The sequence below is a fragment of the Proteus columbae genome (genome assembly GCF_002777965.1).
Classification (GTDB): Bacteria; Pseudomonadota; Gammaproteobacteria; order Enterobacterales; family Enterobacteriaceae; genus Proteus; species Proteus columbae.
This window is the reverse complement of record NZ_NGVR01000008.1, coordinates 25,912-46,740: the sequence shown is the minus strand read 5'-3', so window position 1 is coordinate 46,740 and position 20,829 is coordinate 25,912. Positions and strand designations below refer to the sequence as shown.

Below are 20,829 nucleotides of genomic sequence, written 5' to 3'. Positions count from 1 at the left end.
TTGGCCTCCGTATCAGAACTTTAAATGTTCCGTGCGTACATTCATTGCCAAACCGTTAGGCAATTGTACACGTACACCCTCTTTCGCTATCTCTAGCACTGTCGCGTCCATCACGCTGCTACCAACGTTAACTTTCAGCGATTGACCAACAGTAAGAACTGATGTGTCTTTCACTGGAATTAACTTTTCAGTATTTTGGCGTGGTGGTGCTTTACGAGGTGCTTGAGTCGCTTTTTGAGGACGAGGCTGCCGTTTTTCACCCTCTTTAGGTGGCTGACGACGTGTATTATTTGGCTTTTTCGCTGCCGGACGTTTGCTGGTCTCCTTATCACCTTCAGCTTCGCGCTTCTTAGCACGTTGTTCTGCTCTCTGAGCTTGAACGCGCGCCTTAGCTTCTGCTAATTGTGTACGAGCATGTTCAATATGCTCAGCTTCCAGTTCGCCGCAGTCATTACCATTCAAATCGACACGTTTTGCTCCTTCTTTAACTCCATAAAGGTAGCGCCAACTTGAGGTATATAAGCGTAATGCCGAACGTAACTGTGTTTTACTCAGTTGAGTTTCATCTTTTAGAACTTCAACAAGATCTTGAAAAATGCCAACTTTCAAAGGGCGAGCTTCGCCCTCAGCGATAAAACACTTAGGGAAACGTTCAGCTAAAAAAGCGATGATTTCTTTACTACTATTCAACTTAGGTTGATTTTCCATGAAATTTCCTGATTACAACGGTTTTGCCAACCAGCGCAGGCATGAACAAGCGACATTATAATAGTGTTGCCAACAATTTCTATGGCAAACGCCTGTTAACTTACACAAAATTCACAATATTTTGCTGTATGACAAGTTTTTAAATGCTCGCAGAGCACGTCACACAACGCTTTAAGCCCATTTTCATCTTTTTTATCAAAACGATCAAAAATAGGGCTATCAATATCGAGAACGCCGATAATTTGTCCATTTACTTCTAAAGGTAGAACAATTTCAGACTGGCTTGCACTGTCACAAGCAATATGACCACTAAATTGGTGAACGTCACTTACTCTTAAAATTCTGTTTTCAGAGTATGCAGTTCCGCAAACTCCTTTCCCAAAACCTATTCTGACACAAGCAATTTTGCCTTGAAATGGGCCAAGGACTAATGAATCACCATCATTAAGATAAAACCCAACCCAATTTATCGTATCTAACTTCTCGTAAAGCAGCGCGCTGGTATTAGCAAGTGATGCAATAAGATCATTTTCACCAGACAACAAGGCTGACAAATTATCAGTGAGTTCCTGATAAAAAAGCGATTTTGGCATCATTAAACCCTATTTGCGTAACTAAAATAGATAACATACTCGTAATTTAGCCTATTTTATCTTGAGGTTGAATACTCCATTTTCAAGAATGGGGTAAAAAAAAGATAATATCCCCTTAACACCCACAAAAAAAATCAGACACTTTGTATTGTAAAATGAAAGGCATAAATATAATAAAAATGATAACTTGTGAACCATTGAGTATAGGTACTTTTTTTTAACTTAATCAAACGATAACTCTTGAGAAAACCAACTTAGGCGAATTAACGAGCAACATAGTGAACAATATCGCAACAAAGGAAAAAAAATCAATACGCTGTCAGGAGTGTGATCACCTCGTGACACTACCCCTTGCCTTAAAGCGTGGAGAGGATGCTTATTGCCCACGTTGCCAAGCCAAACTCGCATCTTATCGATATTGGTCATTAACTCGTCTACTTATTCTCTCTATTACAATGCTTATTTTGGCATCAATAGCATTTACTCAACCACTAATTAAAATTCATCTATTAGGCACGATGATAACGGCGAATGTGCTTGATGGTATTCGCATGATGTCAGAGCAAGGCTCTCCTCTTACAGCAACGATGGTAGCCTTTTGTGCTATTGCTGCACCACTTAGCCTCCCCATCGCTATTTTATATCTCCATTTAGGATCCCGCTTACGCCTTAATCTTCGCCCAGTTTTATTAATGTTAGGGAAATTAAAAGAATGGGTAATGCTAGATGTCTATTTGATTGGGCTTGGTGTTGCAACAATAAAATTAGGCGATTATGCAACCGTCTATATTGGCAATGGCCTAATTGCTTTTATTTCTTTAATGATACTCAGTTTATTAATGCTAATTAACATTAATATGGACCAACTTTGGCAACGCTTTTATCCACAAAAAGAAATAGAAAAAAGCCCTGCAACTTGCCACGCTTGTCATTATCATTTTAAAAGAACACCATCAACACACTGCCCACGTTGTAAATCTTGCTATACCCCAAGACAGCCAATGAGTTTACAAAAAACATGGGCGGCATTAATTTCTGCAATAATTTTATTAATACCCGCAAATCTATTACCTATTTCCATTTTCTATTTAAATGGTCGGCGTAGTGAAGACACTATTTTTTCAGGTGTACTTTCCTTAGTGAATTCAGGCAATACTCCGATTGCGGTTATTGTTTTTATTGCCAGTGTTTTTGTGCCTTTTTTCAAAATCATAATTATGCTGGGCTTATTATTAAGCATTCATTTTAATATTCGTATTGATCCCCTACTTCGAATGAAACTATATCGTTTCGTCTCTTGGATAGGACGATGGTCAATGCTTGATCTCTTTGTGATTGGGTTGATGATGTCATTAATTAATCGAGATCAATTGATGACTTTCACAATGGGGCCAGCGGCTTTTTATTTTGGTACTGCGGTTATTCTTACTATCCTTGCCGTTGAATGGTTGGATAGTCGTTTACTATGGGATACTTATGCAACAAGAAGAAAACGACGTTCAGGACACACAAGCCCAAATACGCCGCAAGCGTAAAATTTCGACATTTTGGCTACTCCCTGTTATCGCCATTTTTATTGCTAGTTGGTTGCTTTTCCAACATTGGCAAGATAAAGGCATACAAATCACGATTGATTTTCAATCCGCATCAGGAATTGTCTCTGGCAGAACACCTATTCGCTATCAAGGTGTTGATGTGGGTCTTGTTAAAGATGTCACTTTAAGCGATGACTTACGTCGAGTTATTGTTACAGCTGATATCCGCAAAGATCTCGCGACTACACTGCGCAAGAACACACAGTTTTGGTTAGTTACACCTAAAGCCAGCCTTTCTGGTGTATCTGGGCTAGATGCTTTAGTTGGTGGTAACTATATCAGCATGTTACCGGGTGATGGTGAAAAGCAGTTTAAATTTATTGCTCAGGAAGTTCGACCTCAAGCTAATATTGATAAAAATCAGCAATTAATAACATTAACAACAGAGAAATTGGGATCACTCAATGTTGACTCTCAAGTTTATTATCGTCAAGTTCCCGTTGGTAAAGTGTATAGCTATGCGATTCGCCCCGATAATCAGGGTATTTTTATTGAACTTAGCATTGATAAACAATATACCCACTTAATTCGCCAAGATAGCCATTTCTGGAACGTCTCTGGCTTTCAAGGTAATTTCAATTTAAAAAGTGGCGTATCAGTAAAAATGGAAAGTGTTTCTGCTTTAATCAATGGCGCAATTGCTTTTGATTCTCCAGAAAACAGCCCTCCCGCACAAGAAAACCAGCAATTCGTTTTACAATCAGCAACCTCCGTCGATGCAGGTAAAGCAATATATGGCGAAGATGGATTAATTATTTCGCTAACCAGTGAAGAAAGTTGGGGTGTCGATGCAGGACAACCTATTCTTTTTAGAGGAATTACTATTGGACAAATCATTCAGCGTAATATGAGTGATGATGGGGTTATTTTTGATGCAATTATTGCCCCTGAATATAAACATTATATTTATGAAAATAGTAAATTTGTTGCCAATAGCCGAATTAACGTCAATATGGGTCTAAATGGTATTGAAGTTCAAGGTGCGACACCTCAAGAATGGCTTGAAGGAGGTATTCACCTTATTCAAGGTACTAAAGGAACACCTAAAGAACAGTATCGCCTTTATCGTAACGATTTTTTTGCTAAAGCCAGTGTTAATGGTAATGAGTTACCCGTGACACTCACTTTAAAAGCATCAAGCCTTCCTGGGATTCAAAAAGGGTCAGTGGTTCTCTATCATCAATTTCAAGTTGGTGAAATTACTGATGTTCGACCTTTAATGGATGAATTTGATATTGATGTTTATATTTCAAAACAATACCGCCATCTGCTCACAGAAAAGAGTGTATTTTGGACTGAAGGTGCAGCTAAAGTATCTGTTAATGGCTCAGGGTTAACTGTTGAAGCAACACCGCTAAATCGTGCATTAAAAGGCGCAATTAGTTTTGATAATTTCGAAAATATCAATAGTAACGTTTCACGTTACAAACTCTATCCGTCAGAAACTAGCGCACGAGCTATCGGTGCTCAAATTACTTTAAAAACATATGATGCAAGTAAACTTTCTGAAGGAATGCCTATTCGTTATTTAGGCATTGATATTGGGCAAGTCGAATCATTAATCCTTTCACCAGATAGAAAAGCAGTAACTGTATCTGCTGTTCTCTACCCTGATTATGTCAAAACCTTTGCAAGATCAGGCAGTCGCTTCGCTGTTGTTACTCCTGAATTAACAGCATCAGGATTAGATAACTTAGATTCACTTATACAACCTTATATTAAAGCAGAACCGGGCAATGGTGGCGTATATCGACAATTTGAATTGCAAACATCTAACATTACAGATTCACGCTATCTCGATGGATTAAACCTCGTATTAAATGCCACTGAGGCGGGTTCGGTACAAATTGGTACACCAATTTACTACCGTGGTCTTGAGGTTGGCGCCGTAACAGGTCTTGAACTAGGAAACATGTCTGACAGAGTATTAATTCACATCCGTATTAGTAAAAAATACCAATACCTTGTTCGAAATAATACAGAGTTTTGGCTCTCATCTGGATATAACTTCTCGTTTGGTTTAACTGGCGGCGTTATTCGTAGTGGTACATTCAAGCAATTTATACGTGGTGGGATCACTTTTGCAACACCGCCTTCCACACCATTACAAGCGAAAGCAAAACAGGAACAGAATTTCATTTTAAATGATAAAGAACCCAAAGATTGGGATGAATGGGGAACGGCAATACCTAAACCTTAAAAATTAGATAATTCTGCCCTATTTCAGATAATTTATTTAAAGCGGATCACAAAAAATGATCCGCTTTTTTTATTTTTAAAAAATATTTTGGAAATAGATTCCATTTATACTATGCTTAATTTTGTTTGGTCAAAAAGCATTCTTTAAAATAAATGCCACCAACAGAACACAACACGACATCGCTTAATCTGGAGCTTTATTATGAAAAAGACAACGTTGAAAATTGCTTGCTATGAAATTGAAGATATTACTTTGAAACACTCTTCCGATAATCAATTAACTTATATTCATATTCCATGTGATTATGACAAAGAGTTTTGCATGCAATTAGATGGATGGGATGAAAACACAAGTATTCCAGCTCAATTGAAAGATAAAAATATTCTGCTTTATCGTCATGCTTATGATAAAGACAATCACCACTGGATCTTAAAAGTGGCATAACGAGATGCTAAAGCGAAATAACATAAAAAAAGCCAGATAAATCATTTATCTGGCTTAGGGAAAAGGCTCATTGCGAGCCGTGCGCTAAAAAGTATTTGCTGATTACTGCATAAACAAAAATCGAGGACTAACTCAGACTTTTCTATCTCACAACCTACTGTTAAATATTAGCTAACAATATGTAAAGATCCAGTAAACAACCTAGTAGCACACTATTTTCTATTCAAAAAATCTTTGTTGTTAATTTTTATTATTTAAATCAATGCGATAAAAATAAAAAAATCTTAGCTATATTATCAATCACTTGATTAATTACTCTCACAGAGCAACTTGATTGCATTCTGTATCACTTCTACTGATTTTTTCTTTTCAGGTGCATTAGGATCTGGCAGTAAAATAACATCAATTAACTGTGCTTTTACTTTTCCACTTTCCATTTGTTTCATTGCAATTTCATTAAGTGGATACTGCATCAGTGTTGCTGGATTAATCACAAACCAAGCCCCGTCAGCACGACAATTGAGCATCACTTCCTCTCGAGTAAATGGCCAATCGTCACCAAATTGAAGCTTACTGACCGTTGAAATAGGTGCTGCTGAGAATGCTTGAAAAGAGAACAGCATTAACATTCCCGCTAATAAAAAATGTTTCATGTAGGTATCTCACTTAAGAAATTAGGTTTTTTCGATTATATAACAATCTATACAGGTGAGTTAATCGCAAAGATGGCTACAGTAAAAACAACCATTGTTCCAAGTAATAGTTCAAGCCAACTATTTACTAGCAACCATTGAAAGTTATTTTTCTTACGGATATGAGGAACTAAAACATAGCGATTGATTACAGCTAGACCAAGCATTAACACCACTAAGCTAATTTTAAGCCATAACATGCTTTGATATTCAGATGATAATTGTACTGCTGGCCATCCTGGAATTAACATAACAGCACTGATAATACCGGTAATAATAACCAATAAAACAGCAATATGACCAAAAAGTGAAAACCGCTTCATCGTACCAATAATAGGTTTGATCATCCCATCTGCAAGCTCATCTTTATTCCGTAAAAATTGCAAACAAGCGACAAATGGCCATAAACCACCAAACCAATAGGCGGCACTAATAAGATGAATACTTTGATTAACTTTATAAAATATCGCTTCTGATCCTGTAAACATGGCACCATGACCAATTGATGCATGTAAGGTCAACATAATTGAAGCAACAATTAATAAAGAGAAATTACGAATATAACGCTGGTGTATAAATAAAACGGCTAATGCAACGGTTGCTAATGCCAATTGCCATTGCCAAATTTGACCAAATGAAGTTCCTAATACCGCTTTCCATATTTCAAATGACCAAGCATCTTCCCATCCATCTCCCATAATACCGGATTGCACAACCATCCATAAATAAGTCGTAATAAAGACAGTGACAGTACTAATGGCTAATGCAGGGCGCAAACGAACTTGAATAAGAGGAATGAACTTATCTTTTGCAAGAATGGCAGCCGAGAAGCTCAGTCCGAACATAAACATGACTGCCACGAAATGGAAAAAACGGCATAAAATATAAACGTCTTCAGGTGTCATTATTTTACACTAAATTGATAAGAACCTTTTGTCTTGTGCCCATCAACAGAAACAACATTCCAATTAACTAGATAATTACCTTCTGCTAAATCACTTTCTAAAGGCAATAATAATTTAGTGTTGTTAACAGGGTCTAAACTCAGTTTTCCTACGGTGATTTCTTTACCGTCGCTATTAGTGACTTTAATTTTGCTAAAGGCTAATTCAATACCTTCAGAGAAGTCTAGCGTGATAACTTTAGGCGCTTGCGCTTGTTCAATAGCAGCACCTTCAGCAGGTAACTGTGATTTTAAATGTGCGTGTGCTAATGCTTGTTGGTATGACATACCAAGGAATAAAACAGCAATAGCCGATAATTTACCCCAAGATGTCTTAAGTGTATTTAATGACATAATAACCTCTTAAATTACAGGTGATTTTTTTATTTATGAAAATATTTTATAGCAAATTTACGTCAAGATCTTCGCTTCTTGATATTAGAAATAAAAGGTTGTGAACTAGCACTCAAAATATATGTTATTTAGACCAGATTCTGTTTCAAATATCACCCATTTTTACATTTTGAGAAAATATAATACCCATATTGACAGTCTAAACAGTTCAATACATAACCAAATACAGCTAAAAGTAAAATAACCACTCTATATAAATAGCATGGGATAAGTATTTTTTAGGATAAAAAACAGACAATACAAGTAAAGGAAAAGATAAAAAATAGGAACTGTAAGAATAGCAAGGGAAGTAATATAGAAGAATAAAAAAACGCCCTGCTATTCATTCACAGCAGAGCGCAATAATTTATTTATTAACTTAAGCTATCTAAAACTTTATTAATAATTATACATGTGCAGATGTTGATAATGTGTTCAGATCTTTATCTAACAAGAATAAAGCTTTTCCACTGTCACCAACCATTGCTAATTTATCAAGGATTGATTTGAATAATTTTTCTTCTTCATGCTGCTCTGCAACATACCATTGTAAGAAGTTAAACGTTGAATAATCCTGAGTTGTCATTGCAACATGCGCTAATTTATTAATCTCAGATGTAATATGTTTTTCATGTTCGTAAGTTTTATCGAACAACTCAGATAATGATGAAAACTCAGCAGGTGGTGCTTCAATCGCCCCAAGTAAAGGCATTGCGCCTGTATCACTTAAGTAATCAAATAAACGGTGCATATGCTCCATTTCTTCACGAGAGTGTGCTTTTAAAAATTTAGCAGCACCATCAAATCCTTTATCGTCGCACCAAGCACTCATTTGCAAATACAGATTTGCCGAATAAAACTCTAAATTTAGCTGTTCATTCAATTTATTGATCATATCTTGATGTAACATATTTTACGTCCTTTGCGATGAAAATTAACATTATGGATATTATGCACAGTTAAAAATAAAAATATAGCTATTTAAGTGTGGTTTTATTTATTTTTTTCAATTAATTAGCTGTAATAAAAATAAAAACCAATCTCATTTGTAATATGCTTTTAATACTATTAGAAAACCAAATAAAACTTATTATCATTAATGGTTAATATGTATTTAACCATTACATAAAAACAACCCAACCCATTGAAATGTAATGACATAATATTTTTATTTTGATATTTTATTTTAGTTTTCATATTTATTAATTTTTTCTTTATAATCCAAAAAATTAAGATTAACATTAAATAAAAATCATATTTCATTCATTCAAAAACAAGCTTTACCATATATCAATAAATATATACAAAGTAATATCTACGATAATCATAGTTAGAAAAATAAAATATCTTTCTATTACTTATTATTATTTCCTATTTTTATGATTTCTATTTGATATTGCTACATTTTTATTTGTTAAGACCGTGGTTTTTTCACATTTTTCATATAAAAAAATACATAACTCTCAAAAAATAAAAATAATTTCAATTTTTGTGCAGTTTTTCATTTTGACTGATAAGATTAGTAGGCAACTCATATTTGTATGCACGAAAAATTAATATTAAAGCCCTAATCATAATAAAAGGTTAATTAGGAGCCACTATGACAAAAACAGTGTTAGTACCCGTTGATTTTACAGAGCTTGGTTTATTGGACAAGGTTGTGTCTCATCTAAAAGCATTGTCTGTCGCTGACAAATTGAATATTCATTTTTTATCAGTCATTCCAAGTTATGAGTCTTTTGTCGGATTTGCATTCGCAGGCCAAGATAGACTAGCAAGTGATAAACAACGTATTGAAATTGCATTATCCACACTAAAAGAAAATTTATCGCACATTGATATTCCCAATAGTACGACTCAATTTTACGTGTCTATAGGTAATCCTCGCGATAAAATTTTAGAAACCGCAAAAAAAATTCAAGCAGAGCTGATTGTCATTGGTTCTCGTAATCCTGGTATGAAAACTTATCTTCTAGGCTCTACCGCATCTTCAGTGGTTAGTTACGCAGAATCATCTGTATTAGTCGTGCGTTAATCACCACTCCTGCTTCTATAAGAAATCTGGTATTCGTCATAAGCCAGATTTCTTATTCTTTTCACCATAAAATCCATTCAAAATAATATTTTACTTTATCTTATTTATTTTTAAGAGTGATCATTAAAAATATATTCTGAAGCAATAAGATAATTATTAAAAAATGACTAGAAACACAATCACTTTAATGCTTTTTATATAAATTCTTATATTAATAATCTCTTAATAAATTTATATTGTTCATAATGTCAAAGTATGTAAAGATACTTTTCTATTAAGGCTAAATTTAATCAACAGAGTAAAAGGAATTAAAATGAATAAAGAATTTTCTGAAAAATGGCAAGAACGTTTTTCATTTTTTGATAAATATGGCTCACCTAAAACACCAGAATTTAAAGCTGCTTATAAAGAACTCTCCTTTGGTAAACGTATTCTTATTGGAATGAATATCTGGGCATTTTTCTTTGGTTTTATTTACTTTCTTATTTTAGGTTTATGGCGCAAGGCATTAACATTATTTGCTATTAATATTGCTATTTTTACTATTATTAGTTTTTTACCTGTAAACAATGGTGTTATCAATGCTGTGGGTATCGCAGTTAACATTTTATGGGCTATAACAGCCAACTATGCATATTACTTAAAAGAAACCAAAAATGATCAAAGCTGGAACCCCTTTGAAGGTGTTCTGTAATAATAAAAGGGGCCAACGCCCCTTTTATTTTCTCTTATGTCTTCCTTTTTTAATAAAAAACATTCCCTTCTTCTTGTTTCATAGTAATTTTATCCATTACTCTATTTAAATGTTTTCATCTAACTTACTAAAATAGAAAATAATGAAATAACACTAAAAGTTAGTTTTTATCCCAGAAGCACATCATGTTAATGCTATAATTCATTAACGCTAAATTGGGGAAAACGCATGTCTGAACACTTTCAAGGTAAATTTGAAGCTGAACTAAAATATCACCTTCAAAATTCACAAAATTTTATTAATAAATTAAAAAGTGCAGGAGCCACATTATTTACACCTGAGAATAAAGAAACGGATTGGTACATGGAACATGATAATACTGAATTTTCGGCTCCAACTATCAGTTTATGTGTAAGAAAAATGCTACCCGCAGGAATAAACCTTCTTATCGTTAAAGGCCCTGATTTATCCCAATGTGAAGCTGTTCGTATCGAAGATGCAGAAAAAACAGTCTCTATGTTTATGACGCTTGGCTACCATTGTATTCTCAATTATACAAAATCAAGAGAAATCTATTTTCTAGATAAATTTCATATCACTATAGATAAATTAGATAAATTGGGCTCATTTGCTGAGTTTGCTATCATGACAGACGACCAAAGTAAACTCTCACTCTACACTGATCAACTAAGGCATTTAGCCGAAAAATTTGGGTTTACAGAAAAAGATCTTGAGAAAAATAACTATAAAACACTAATGTTAAACAACCTAAAACCATAAACAACTTTATTCAGTAAACACCTCTATAAAATAATTAAAAACTTTCTCATCTAAGCATCGGTATTCTATCAACAGATATTGGTGCTTTGTCATTTCTAATTCTTTTTATTTTACCCACTAACAATAAAAAATGGAGCTTCAAATAGAAAATTTATTTGAATGTCATATTTATTACATTTATCCAATAATTTTATTTTTCTTATCTTAAATAAACCTCACTCTTAGCCAAAAAATGTCATTTAGATCTAATTTTAAAGATATTTTTGTAATACTACTTATATTAATGCACTGTTTTTACTAGAATTAGTGAAAAAATATATTAATAGGAGGGTTTATGCTTGAAAATTACCTTAATATCTTTATTAAGGCGACTTTTGTTGAGAACATGGCATTAAGTTTCTTTTTAGGAATGTGTACTTTTCTTGCTGTTTCTAAAGAAGTAAAAACCTCATTAAAACTAGGTCTTACTGTTACTGCCTTACTTATTATTGCCACACCTATCAATAACTTAATCTATCACTTCATCCTAAAGAAAGACGCGATAGTTGAAGGTATTGATCTTAGCTTTCTTAGATATATCACTTTTATTGGCGTTTTAGCAGCACTAGTTCAAATTTTAGAAATGTTTTTAGATAAATTTATCCCTTCGCTTTATCATTCATTAGGGATCTTTTTACCTTTATTGACTATTCATTGCGCTATCTTTGGTGCCACTATTTTTATGGTTGAGCGTGATTACACATTTACTGAATCAGTGATATATGGTGCAGGATGTGGCATAGGTTGGTTACTTGCGATTATCGCCCTCTCAGGTTTACGTGAAAAAATGAAATATTCAGACATCCCGAAAGGACTGAGAGGATTAGGGATCACATTTATCACAGTAGGATTAATGTCTCTTGGTTTTATGTCATTCTCAGGCATTTCGCTTTAACCGCATGTTTTTATCTTTAATCTTATGTAAAATTTTCATGCATCATTAGGGTCATTATCGATGTGATCTTTATTTATAAGCGGAAGGGTTATATACCTTCCGTTTATAGTGATTTCGTCTGCTTTCTTATTTTTTCTCTACTACAATCTTTTTATCACTCGCTCACTTATAACGTTAGGTACTCTTATTTATTCTATTAAATAAACAAAAATTAATTTAATTAATTGCTATTTTAATCATTATTGTTTTTTTATTTTATAAATAGAAACTCTTACACTATTTAAATCTAATTGTTTAAAAACACACTAGCAAATTACATAAAATTAATAATAAATCAACAGGTTAACTACTATCTACTAAGGTGACATCTTTTATATCATTTTTATTCTTTATCTTTAACTTTTAATATTCAAGAAAAATTAATTAAAAATCAAAGCGTTATAAAACAAACGAATACATTTAATAAATTTATTAATCAGAACAATAAATAAGCATAAAGAATATTTATAAAATGCCGATACTATTTTTTAGTATTTGAAAAAATCAAAAGGATATATGGCATTAAATCAAAGAGTGACCTAAAAACATATTTTCACTTGTTTTTTTAATTCTTTGTCTATACCAGTTACAGGAAGTAAAAATAAAACTTAAAAATCAATAAATTACACAGTTATATTTTTATGAAAAAGGAAATAACATTACATGTTTAAGAACTTCAAACAACGTTATTTGCCAAACGTCTCTTTTAATATGTCGAGTTTAAAAACAACCACTTTAGTTTGGCTTATTACAGGCTCTTTAATCTTACTTCTTGGGCTAGCCTGTGTTTTGTTCCTCTCTTCAGTTAATGATTACAAGAGAAACTTGAACACGCTAAATAATATCTACCACGAACAATCGCTACTAAATAATACTTGGGAAAATCTATTACAAACACGTAATACCTTAAATAGAGCCAGCTCTCGCCACCTATTAATCATAAATAAAATGGCTACTGCCAATACTGACATTTCTTCATTATTACAACAAACTAAAGAAAAACTTCAACAAGTTGAAAATGGATGGGAAAATTTCAAGAATTTTCCTCATAATGTTGAAGATCAAAGTTATATACAACAATTAGAGCAGAAATATACTGAGCTTAATGCAGCACTCATTGAATTTTTAGCCTTCCTAGAACAAGGCAAAACATACGAGTATTTAAATCAACCAACACAAACCTATCAAGACAATTTTGAGCAAGCCTATACTAACTATCATCAACAGCTAGAAAATTATTACACGGCTTCATTGGGTGAAGGTGAATTACTGTACGATAAAATTATTTATAGCTTAATCGTCATTTCAATATTAATTGTTATTTTTTCTTTCTTAGTTCAAGTTGTGCTACGAAAAAACTTTATTTCACCTTTGAACGCTATAATGAGAAATATCGAAGATATTAGTAATGGAGAATTAGCGACCGATGTAACCACAAAAGGTCTATTTGAAATAAACATTCTCACTGCCAATATTCAAAAAATGCGAGATCAGATAAAACGGATCGTCAATAACATCAATCAAAGCTCCGGCCTTATTAATTCAGAATTAAGTGATATTGCTGTTATGAACAATAATCTTGCTATTCGTGTTGAACAACAATCAGCAGCCGTACTCGAAACCTCAGCAGGAATACGACAATTAAGCGTTACATCAAAACAACATGCAGAAAATACACAAGCATCATGTGAGCTAGTAACAAAAACAGATACGATGATCCATCAAAGCAATGAAATGCTCGCTAACGTTGTTGAGAATATGCATGACGTTGTCACGTTCTCTGAACAAATTAACGACATTACCTCTACGATCGATAATATTGCCTTCCAAACAAATCTATTGGCTTTAAATGCTGCCGTAGAAGCGGCAAGAGTGGGTGAACACGGAAAAGGTTTTGCGGTTGTCGCTAAAGAAGTAAGAGAATTATCCATTAGCTGTAATTTGGCATCAAAAGAGATAAAAGTACTTGTCGCTAATTCAAGTAAAAAAATAAATCAGTGTTTTCAGCTAGCCGCTGACGCAAACGATAATATGATAGATATTTCTAAACATACTGAAAATATTAATGAAATGATCCACGATATTTCTATTTCTACAAATGAACAAAGTAATGGTATTGCCCAAATTGAAGATGCAATAAATCAATTAGATCAAACAACACAAGCTAATTCAACAATGACACGAGAATTAGTCAGTTCATTAGATTCTTTGCAAACACAATCAGATAGACTAAAACAAGAATTAACTGTTTTTCATCAGTAAGTGTTAAGCCTTCCACATCATAAAAGCTATCTTAATCTTAAGATAGCTTTCTTATTACTGATTTAACCCAATATTAAAAATGGCTAAATTCAGGGATCTCTTTTTTACCGTGTGACTTTAGAAAATCTAACACCCTTCTTGGCGTTACATTTAATATACGCTCTTGTGGAAAATCTATTTGTGCTAATACTTCTAATACTCGATCAAAATTTCCTAGTGAAGAAGCAATGTGTGAATCAGAGCCTAGTGCAATTAATCCCCCTGCATCACGTACTGCTTTCGCTATTTCTATGCAATTTTTCTCACTTCCTACCCTAGAATGAATAAATGATGAATTATTCATTTCTAAAGCAACGTTGTAAGTGGCAGCGGCTTTTGCAACTTCAGCAATATCTATTGGATATTTCGGATTACCTGGATGCGTAATCATTTGAACACAGCCGCTTGCTATTGTTGCAATTAACGCTTTTGTATTATCAACAAGGCCTAATGAACACATTACAGGATCATGAAAACCAGCAAGTACAATATCCAATTTTTTGCTCATTTTCTCACTACAATCTGTTTCACCTTTAATATTTTTAATATTCGCTTCTATACCATAAAGAATACCAACACCATCAATAATACGAGGGATCACCGGTAAGTTAGAAAAATGCCATTCATGAGGTGCATCATCCATATCTGGGCCATGATCAGTAATTGCAAACAATTGAATTCCCTGCTTTTTAGCTTGTTGGAAATATTCACTAACTGTACTGTAAGCATGTGTACTAGCAATAGTATGAGCATGTAAATCAACGGGATACATAAACAACTCCTTTCTAAAAACACCTTATGAACATCGATAAGATGGTTTTTCTTAACTATAAGATCTATCTAGAATTAATTATCAATTCCAGTAAAAATACGCAATAACCCACAAGCAATATACTATCTACTTCACTTTTTCTCACATTAGCAAGAAATGAAGATAAATTTTAATAAATATGCTTTAATCTTTAACATACTATTTAATATCAAATAGATAAATAAAGTTTTACTTTAGTACTATACACAAGAATTTTGAAAACACATTATATTGTGTAATTTCATGTTAAACCTAGTTTTCAACTTTATAAAAGGCTATTTATGTTCAACTATCCAGCAGTCGCTCATTTTGATGAAGAAAGTGAAACTTACGAAATTACCTACCGTGATTTTGATAATATACACGCTGTTGCTTATACAGAAGATGATATTGAACTAGAAGCCTCTGATATTTTACATGTGGGTCTTGAAGAATTTATTGCGAGTAAACTGCCTATTCCTGCTCCATCCAAAGCACAAACAGGTGATTTTATTGTCTACTTGCCTCTTATTAGCTGTTTAAAAATTGCATTACATAATGCAATGTTAGAAACAAAGACAAAAAAATCTGATCTTGCAAGAAAGATGAATTTAACGAGTGCACAAATAGAGCGTTTACTTGAAATTAATCAAACATCAAAAGTAGATAGCCTAGAGCAAGCACTTTATTTATTAGGCTATGCTATTTCTGTCAGCGTTAATAAAGATATTAACTAACAATAATTAAAAAATAAAAATGGCTCTAAATTGATTAGAGCCATTTGTACTAGCTTATTTCACAATAAGTATGCAGGATAATTAAAGCTTTTTACTTGCCAAGAAATTCGCATGGTTTGTATAAATAGCAACAATATCTTCACCACGCCCTACTAACCCAGCAACCTGATTTACCATATCCAGATGATCTTCAGCATAATTATCTTTAATCAGTTTACCTAAGCGCATACTTGTACGACCGACCAAGCCATCATTTTCACGCTCAGCAAAGAATGCACTTAATACACGCATTGCGGCATGAGTAGGATCCAGTAAATTGCCTTTTTCACCAGCAATCAAACCTTGGATATAACTACCAAATGAATAGTAGTGAACGCCATTTACGACTTCTTTACCTTCACCACCACGAACATCTGGCAACCCTTGAGGGTACTTTTTATTAAATTCAGTTACATTTTCAGTTGTTAACGCTTCTAATGCAGCGACAGCATCTTGTGGATTACCACGATTACCTGAAAATGTAGAAATAATAGTACCAATAGCTTTCATTACGGCATCAGCAATATATTCTGGCACACTATCCTTGCGCATAATACGTCGTACTAAATCTGCAATTTCTGAACCATGGTTTACACCATTAACAGAAGTAACAGAAGCAATGCTCTTCGCATGTTTTGCAGCAACATAACGGCAAGCTAATGGACCTTGGCTATGACCGATTAAATTTACTTTTTTTGCTTTCGTTTCTTTGAGAATTTTTTGCACAAATTCCCAAAGTTGTTCACCACGAACTTCGTTAGAGTTAAATGCAGAAAGAGATGCGGTGAAAACTTTATGACCATCCTTTTCTAAGGCATCAGCAATACCATAAAAATAAGGATAACCGACGATATCATCAAAACCAGATAAACCATGAACTAAAACAATTGGATATGTAGTTGACATATTTTCCACTCCTTGGGTTTAAATTAATTTATTTAATTTACTAAACATCCTATTAGCAATACTTAAAACAACATTTAAAATACAATCTTTGAAGTACAAAAATTATAGTAAACATCGTATTTTTATACCTTAATTGCTCTAAGTGTTATTAGCTTAATCTTTATTTTACGATCGTAAAGCATTATTTTTATCAATTTTAATTTTTTCTATAATATTAATTAATATCCGAAAAAATCAGCATACCTTCAATCATTCCTTCCGCTTTTTTCAGCTTTTTTCCAATATATGTATCCGAACATTGATCATATTTTGCAAGTTGAATAAACGTTTTACCAAAAACATAATAATTAATAAGCAACTGATAGTCCTCTTTATTGTGCGCCATCAGTCTTTTCATCAAATCATTGATAATATTAGCATTATGATGAGAACATTTTTTTCTTAACTTTATACGCTCAGGAACAAGTTCTTTATTATTCAATAGATTAATCGCGTTTTGATCATTAGCTACCCATGATCCCCACTCTTCTAATGTTTTTGAAATATTTTCCATATTAACATCCTTATTTTTCCGCATAGTAATAATCGCATCCTGCAATCATTTAATAACGATCCATTAAAATTTAATGAATATTGATATTAATATAGTGACCAACGTGTAATTTACAACTCAGATTTATAAAGATATTAATTTTTTAACTTAATTTATTGATAGAAAAGAAAAATAAAAGAGATACAACTAGCCACTTTAATTAAAAATTAAATTATTTTTAAATTATAAAAAATATTTTCTCTTAAAATGGCTATAAATATAAAAGAATAGCAATTATGGCAATACTTCTTCGGGACGTAAAGTGAGTACTTCATATCCTGTTGCTGTTACTAAAATCGTATGCTCTGATTGAGCAGATAACTTTTTATCTCTTGTCACAACAGTCCAACCATCTTTCTTGGTTTTTATTTTAGCGCCACCTTGATTTATCATTGGCTCAATCGTAAAAGTCATGCCTTCTTTTAATTCAACACCCTGCCCTTTAATACCATAATGTAGTACTTGTGGCGCTTCATGCATTTCTCTTCCTATTCCATGCCCACAGTATTCTCTCACGACACTATATCCATGACTTTGTGCAAAGCTTTGAATAGCATGACCAATATCACCTAATGTCGCACCCGGTTTTACTTCCTTAATACCTTCCCACATTGCTTGATACGTTGTTTTTGCTAATTTACGCGCAATAGGTGATGCCTCAGGCATAATATACATTTTACTAGAGTCAGCAATAAATCCATTTTTTTCTAGTGTGATATCAACATTAACAATATCTTTGCTTTTAAGGCGCTCATCTGCTTTTGGCACACCATGGCAAACAACTTCATTTATAGATGTATTTAGCACATACTCATAACCATATTGGCCTTTACTCGCTGGTCTTGATTGAAGTTCATTGACAATAAAATCATCAACTTTATCGTTAATTTCTAGTGTTGAAACACCAGGTACAATAAAATCATCAAGCATTGTAAAAACTTTCGCCAATAAACGCCCCGACTCACGCATTAATTCAATTTCATCAGCCGTTTTAATCGTTATTTTATCCACTCTTCTTTCCTCTTATTCTACTTCTTGCTTGATGGCTTCTTTTTCCAGCATTTCATTGATAATCATTGGAAACGTTTTATCTGGGTTTAATTCTGCTTGAATGCCAATTTTTATCCAAAACTCTGCCTGAGCATTAACAGAGCGTGACATCACATTACTTGCTTTTCGCAAATACTCATGTAATTCATCTGAAATTTTTACAATACCCACGCCAACCCTTATATATAGATCGTTATAAAACATATACGTTCTATAATAGAATCAAACTCTTCTTCTTTCAATTGCTATTCGATACCACCATAGGCATAAAATGCCTAAATAAGAAAATAAGGAGAAATGGGAAGAAATAAAAACTCAAAATAATGAGATCATATTTTTGCTTTTCATACGCTTTATTACCCCCATACATAAATTCATAACACTTAGCTTCAAACTATCCTAAATAGTAGCTATTTATCTTTAAATGCGATTATCCTAAGAATTAGCTGAGAGACAAATTAGAAAGCAAACGCTAATTTAGTATTAATAAATTTAAGAAACAGATTTCGCATAAATACTAAGGAAAGCAAGAATATGAATCTATTCAAAACAATCACATCAATTTCGCTATTGAGTAGTATTTTAATACTAACCTCTGGTTGTACAACAATTGAGAGAAACTATCCTACTAGCTTAAGTGTTGTTAATGAGCAAACTGAAAATAGAGATCTTTCAACAAAATGGGGAGAAAGTTTATCTTCTGTTACTGAAAGTGTTGAAGCATATCGATTATCACAGACACCTTCACAAACAGCATCTATATTTTACCAAAGTGGAGTGCCTTCCAATTCTTATTCAAAAGTTGCTCGTATTAGTGAAAGCCCAGTACAGATTTCAATCTTAACTGAACACAGAAATATAATGCCATTATATCACACACAAAATAATCAATATTTACTGTATGGAAAGCAAGATGAGCGCTATATTATTTTCTTACATAACACTAGCCATAAAATAATCTATGAAGCGGTTATTACTGTTGATGGCTTAGATGTCATTAGTGGAACAGCAGGCGCTTATCAAAATAGAGGTTATTTATTAAGACCTGGAGATACTTTATTTGTTGAAGGTTTTAGAAAAAATCAGCAACAAGTTGCAGCTTTTCGCTTTGGTGCTCCTGAGGAAGGATATGTAAATTATAGTGTTCAAGGTGATAAAAGAAATACGGGTGTAATTGGTGTTGCACTTTTTGAATCAGAAGAAGGCTCACAAAAAACGATGAGAAAATGTAGTTATTTACCAAATCCTTTTCCAAATAGTAACTATGCACCAGAGCCTTGTATTCCTTAATGTTTACCCATTAAGTTTCTTCTTCTAAAAATAGCGTAAATTATTACGCTATTTTTTGATCTTCCATGAAATAAAGCATTTTAAGATTTATATTAGCATTTAATGCTAGCACGCTTTTTCTGATTCTATTTCTTAAGTATACTTAATCTCTAACAGCTCTAAAATTAACGCCCCCTCTACATATCATCCCAATTCTCTTTTTCTTTGTTAATTATATAAAATTATAGGAGCCATCGTGCCTGAAAAATCGCATCGCATTATATTAACTGGAGGTCCCGGTTCTGGGAAAACGACACTAATAAATGAGCTTAAAAATAGAGGTTATCCTTGTTTTTTAGAAGCAGGAAGAGCCATTATTCAAGACCAAAGTGTTATTGAAGGAAATGCATTACCGTGGATAGATCCTAATACTTTTGCACAAGCAATGCTAATTTGGGAGCTACGGTCATGGCATGAAGCAAGCAACAAAAAAATGCTTTATTTCTATGATAGAGGCCTTCCTGATATTGCAGGATATTTACTACTATGTGGTTTAACTATTCCCAAACACCTTGATAAGGCAATTACCTCATTTCGTTATTCCACAAATGTGTTTATAGCACCACCATGGGCTGAAATTTATACTCAAGATCAAGAAAGAAAACAAACCGAAAAAGAAGCAGAAGAAACCTATTTAGCTATGATAGCTGTTTATAAAAAATATAATTATAATTTAATAGAGCTACCTAAAATAGGAATAACTGATCGCAATAATTTTATTATTAATAAAACCTCAAAAATTATTATCAGCCAGTAATAATTACTGGCATAGATAATAGCATTAATTTTTAATAAGAAGCCATGATCTGTAAATCAGGTTTTTCTCCTCGCATAATAGCCCGCTGCTGTTCATGAACAGCCTCATTAATTGCTTTTTGCTCTCCTGGTGTTCGAGTATTCTTACCACAAACTAATGCAGAACACACTGGACTACCTATTCTATGGCTCCCTGAATTACCCGTACTAAAAGTAACGTCATCAGTAGTACAACCCAATAATAGAAAAGATAACAATAAGGTGATTGCTATGCGCATA

Annotated in this window: 23 protein-coding genes; 11 read left to right on the top strand and 12 right to left on the bottom strand. The window is 33.2% G+C overall.

The genetic code is table 11. From position 1 onward, the window contains the following. Window positions 1-12: 12 nt before the first annotated feature. Window positions 13-708, bottom strand: coding sequence for an RNA chaperone ProQ (gene proQ, locus CBE70_RS02515; protein WP_100158077.1), 696 nt, complete (start codon window positions 706-708; stop codon window positions 13-15). Between the two features lie 95 nt (window positions 709-803). Then, a complete protein-coding gene (locus tag CBE70_RS02510; RefSeq protein ID WP_088495806.1) occupies window positions 804-1,301 on the bottom strand; it encodes a GAF domain-containing protein in 498 nt (165 codons plus the stop codon). A 278-nt stretch (window positions 1,302-1,579) separates the two neighbouring features. On the opposite strand from CBE70_RS02510, the gene yebS reads away from it, so the two are divergent. From yebS to CBE70_RS02495, 3 genes are all read left to right on the top strand, one after another. After that, complete coding sequence (gene yebS / locus CBE70_RS02505; protein ID WP_100158076.1) at window positions 1,580-2,836, top strand: membrane integrity lipid transport subunit YebS; 1,257 nt, start codon at window positions 1,580-1,582, stop codon at window positions 2,834-2,836. Next, window positions 2,778-5,096, top strand: a complete 2,319-nt coding sequence (locus CBE70_RS02500; protein ID WP_100158075.1) for a PqiB family protein — start codon at window positions 2,778-2,780, stop codon at window positions 5,094-5,096. The genes yebS and CBE70_RS02500 overlap by 59 nt, the downstream gene beginning before the upstream one ends. 201 nt (window positions 5,097-5,297) lie before the next feature. Beyond that, complete coding sequence (locus tag CBE70_RS02495) at window positions 5,298-5,540, top strand: DUF1480 family protein (RefSeq protein WP_023582410.1); 243 nt, start codon at window positions 5,298-5,300, stop codon at window positions 5,538-5,540. A 308-nt stretch (window positions 5,541-5,848) separates the two neighbouring features. Here the strand turns inward: CBE70_RS02495 and CBE70_RS02490 are convergent, their stop codons facing one another. The 4 genes from CBE70_RS02490 to ftnA form a co-directional block, all read right to left on the bottom strand. Beyond that, window positions 5,849-6,193, bottom strand: a complete 345-nt coding sequence (locus tag CBE70_RS02490; RefSeq protein ID WP_100158074.1) for a YebY family protein — start codon at window positions 6,191-6,193, stop codon at window positions 5,849-5,851. 47 nt (window positions 6,194-6,240) lie between these two features. Next, window positions 6,241-7,137, bottom strand: a complete 897-nt coding sequence (gene copD / locus CBE70_RS02485; protein WP_100158073.1) for a copper homeostasis membrane protein CopD — start codon at window positions 7,135-7,137, stop codon at window positions 6,241-6,243. Then, window positions 7,137-7,529, bottom strand: coding sequence for a copper homeostasis periplasmic binding protein CopC (copC, locus tag CBE70_RS02480; RefSeq protein ID WP_023582413.1), 393 nt, complete (start codon window positions 7,527-7,529; stop codon window positions 7,137-7,139). The genes copD and copC overlap by 1 nt, the downstream gene beginning before the upstream one ends. Window positions 7,530-7,974: 445 nt before the next feature. Then, window positions 7,975-8,478, bottom strand: coding sequence for a non-heme ferritin (gene ftnA, locus CBE70_RS02475; protein ID WP_075673382.1), 504 nt, complete (start codon window positions 8,476-8,478; stop codon window positions 7,975-7,977). A 690-nt stretch (window positions 8,479-9,168) separates the two neighbouring features. On the opposite strand from ftnA, the gene CBE70_RS02470 reads away from it, so the two are divergent. The 5 genes from CBE70_RS02470 (at window position 9,169) to CBE70_RS02450 (ending at window position 14,312) form a co-directional block, all read left to right on the top strand. After that, window positions 9,169-9,603, top strand: a complete 435-nt coding sequence (locus CBE70_RS02470; RefSeq protein ID WP_072062602.1) for a universal stress protein — start codon at window positions 9,169-9,171, stop codon at window positions 9,601-9,603. A gap of 313 nt (window positions 9,604-9,916) precedes the next feature. Next, window positions 9,917-10,297 (top strand): DUF2628 domain-containing protein, encoded by a 381-nt coding sequence (locus CBE70_RS02465; RefSeq protein ID WP_099073598.1) that lies wholly within the window; start codon window positions 9,917-9,919, stop codon window positions 10,295-10,297. 228 nt (window positions 10,298-10,525) lie between these two features. Beyond that, complete coding sequence (gene cyaB, locus CBE70_RS02460; protein ID WP_100158072.1) at window positions 10,526-11,077, top strand: class IV adenylate cyclase; 552 nt, start codon at window positions 10,526-10,528, stop codon at window positions 11,075-11,077. Between the two features lie 334 nt (window positions 11,078-11,411). Continuing rightward, window positions 11,412-12,011 carry an NADH:ubiquinone reductase (Na(+)-transporting) subunit E gene (nqrE, locus tag CBE70_RS02455; protein ID WP_100158071.1) on the top strand — a complete coding sequence of 200 codons (600 nt, stop codon included), beginning with the start codon at window positions 11,412-11,414 and terminating at the stop codon, window positions 12,009-12,011. A gap of 702 nt (window positions 12,012-12,713) precedes the next feature. Beyond that, window positions 12,714-14,312, top strand: coding sequence for a methyl-accepting chemotaxis protein (locus tag CBE70_RS02450; protein ID WP_198585681.1), 1,599 nt, complete (start codon window positions 12,714-12,716; stop codon window positions 14,310-14,312). Between the two features lie 73 nt (window positions 14,313-14,385). Here the strand turns inward: CBE70_RS02450 and CBE70_RS02445 are convergent, their stop codons facing one another. Continuing rightward, window positions 14,386-15,123 (bottom strand): phosphatase, encoded by a 738-nt coding sequence (locus CBE70_RS02445; RefSeq protein ID WP_100158070.1) that lies wholly within the window; start codon window positions 15,121-15,123, stop codon window positions 14,386-14,388. A 320-nt stretch (window positions 15,124-15,443) separates the two neighbouring features. On the opposite strand from CBE70_RS02445, the gene CBE70_RS02440 reads away from it, so the two are divergent. Next, window positions 15,444-15,878, top strand: a complete 435-nt coding sequence (locus CBE70_RS02440; protein ID WP_100158069.1) for a type II toxin-antitoxin system HicB family antitoxin — start codon at window positions 15,444-15,446, stop codon at window positions 15,876-15,878. Window positions 15,879-15,959: 81 nt separating this feature from the next. Here the strand turns inward: CBE70_RS02440 and CBE70_RS02435 are convergent, their stop codons facing one another. The 4 genes from CBE70_RS02435 to CBE70_RS02420 all read right to left on the bottom strand — a co-directional run bounded on the left by CBE70_RS02435 (window position 15,960) and on the right by CBE70_RS02420 (window position 18,636). Then, window positions 15,960-16,823, bottom strand: coding sequence for a lipase family alpha/beta hydrolase (locus CBE70_RS02435; protein ID WP_100158068.1), 864 nt, complete (start codon window positions 16,821-16,823; stop codon window positions 15,960-15,962). A gap of 214 nt (window positions 16,824-17,037) precedes the next feature. Beyond that, window positions 17,038-17,376, bottom strand: coding sequence for an antiterminator Q family protein (locus tag CBE70_RS02430; RefSeq protein ID WP_232797335.1), 339 nt, complete (start codon window positions 17,374-17,376; stop codon window positions 17,038-17,040). Window positions 17,377-17,649: 273 nt separating this feature from the next. Continuing rightward, window positions 17,650-18,426 (bottom strand): type I methionyl aminopeptidase, encoded by a 777-nt coding sequence (gene map / locus CBE70_RS02425; RefSeq protein WP_100158067.1) that lies wholly within the window; start codon window positions 18,424-18,426, stop codon window positions 17,650-17,652. Between the two features lie 12 nt (window positions 18,427-18,438). Further along, a complete protein-coding gene (locus CBE70_RS02420; RefSeq protein ID WP_036913277.1) occupies window positions 18,439-18,636 on the bottom strand; it encodes a ParD-like family protein in 198 nt (65 codons plus the stop codon). A gap of 363 nt (window positions 18,637-18,999) precedes the next feature. Here CBE70_RS02420 and CBE70_RS02415 point away from each other — a divergent pair, with 363 nt between their 5' ends. Further along, a complete protein-coding gene (locus tag CBE70_RS02415) occupies window positions 19,000-19,755 on the top strand; it encodes a hypothetical protein (RefSeq protein ID WP_100158066.1) in 756 nt (251 codons plus the stop codon). 235 nt (window positions 19,756-19,990) lie between these two features. Further along, on the top strand, window positions 19,991-20,551 hold the full coding sequence (locus tag CBE70_RS02410; protein ID WP_100158065.1) for an AAA family ATPase: 561 nt from the start codon (window positions 19,991-19,993) through the stop codon (window positions 20,549-20,551). A 31-nt stretch (window positions 20,552-20,582) separates the two neighbouring features. Here CBE70_RS02410 and CBE70_RS02405 read toward each other — a convergent pair whose 3' ends face one another. Beyond that, window positions 20,583-20,828: a hypothetical protein gene (locus CBE70_RS02405; protein ID WP_100158064.1), complete on the bottom strand. Its 246-nt coding sequence runs from the start codon at window positions 20,826-20,828 to the stop codon at window positions 20,583-20,585. Between the last annotated feature and the right edge of the window lies 1 nt (window position 20,829).

Bases quoted from the DNA above. Each gene is read 5' to 3' on its own strand.
- CBE70_RS02490 (WP_100158074.1), bottom strand. From the start codon at position 6,193: ATGAAACATTTTTTATTAGCGGGAATGTTAATGCTGTTCTCTTTTCAA.
- CBE70_RS02450 (WP_198585681.1), top strand. From the start codon at position 12,714: ATGTTTAAGAACTTCAAACAACGTTATTTGCCAAACGTCTCTTTTAAT.
- CBE70_RS02405 (WP_100158064.1), bottom strand. From the start codon at position 20,828: ATGCGCATAGCAATCACCTTATTGTTATCTTTTCTATTATTGGGTTGT.
- CBE70_RS02415 (WP_100158066.1), top strand. From the start codon at position 19,000: ATGAATCTATTCAAAACAATCACATCAATTTCGCTATTGAGTAGTATT.
- CBE70_RS02510 (WP_088495806.1), bottom strand. From the start codon at position 1,301: ATGCCAAAATCGCTTTTTTATCAGGAACTCACTGATAATTTGTCAGCC.
- CBE70_RS02440 (WP_100158069.1), top strand. From the start codon at position 15,444: ATGTTCAACTATCCAGCAGTCGCTCATTTTGATGAAGAAAGTGAAACT.
- CBE70_RS02465 (WP_099073598.1), top strand. From the start codon at position 9,917: ATGAATAAAGAATTTTCTGAAAAATGGCAAGAACGTTTTTCATTTTTT.
- CBE70_RS02470 (WP_072062602.1), top strand. From the start codon at position 9,169: ATGACAAAAACAGTGTTAGTACCCGTTGATTTTACAGAGCTTGGTTTA.
- CBE70_RS02495 (WP_023582410.1), top strand. From the start codon at position 5,298: ATGAAAAAGACAACGTTGAAAATTGCTTGCTATGAAATTGAAGATATT.
- cyaB (WP_100158072.1), top strand. From the start codon at position 10,526: ATGTCTGAACACTTTCAAGGTAAATTTGAAGCTGAACTAAAATATCAC.
- CBE70_RS02500 (WP_100158075.1), top strand. From the start codon at position 2,778: ATGCAACAAGAAGAAAACGACGTTCAGGACACACAAGCCCAAATACGC.
- CBE70_RS02445 (WP_100158070.1), bottom strand. From the start codon at position 15,123: ATGTATCCCGTTGATTTACATGCTCATACTATTGCTAGTACACATGCT.
- proQ (WP_100158077.1), bottom strand. From the start codon at position 708: ATGGAAAATCAACCTAAGTTGAATAGTAGTAAAGAAATCATCGCTTTT.
- CBE70_RS02430 (WP_232797335.1), bottom strand. From the start codon at position 17,376: ATGGAAAATATTTCAAAAACATTAGAAGAGTGGGGATCATGGGTAGCT.
- ftnA (WP_075673382.1), bottom strand. From the start codon at position 8,478: ATGTTACATCAAGATATGATCAATAAATTGAATGAACAGCTAAATTTA.
- nqrE (WP_100158071.1), top strand. From the start codon at position 11,412: ATGCTTGAAAATTACCTTAATATCTTTATTAAGGCGACTTTTGTTGAG.
- CBE70_RS02435 (WP_100158068.1), bottom strand. From the start codon at position 16,823: ATGTCAACTACATATCCAATTGTTTTAGTTCATGGTTTATCTGGTTTT.
- copD (WP_100158073.1), bottom strand. From the start codon at position 7,137: ATGACACCTGAAGACGTTTATATTTTATGCCGTTTTTTCCATTTCGTG.
- copC (WP_023582413.1), bottom strand. From the start codon at position 7,529: ATGTCATTAAATACACTTAAGACATCTTGGGGTAAATTATCGGCTATT.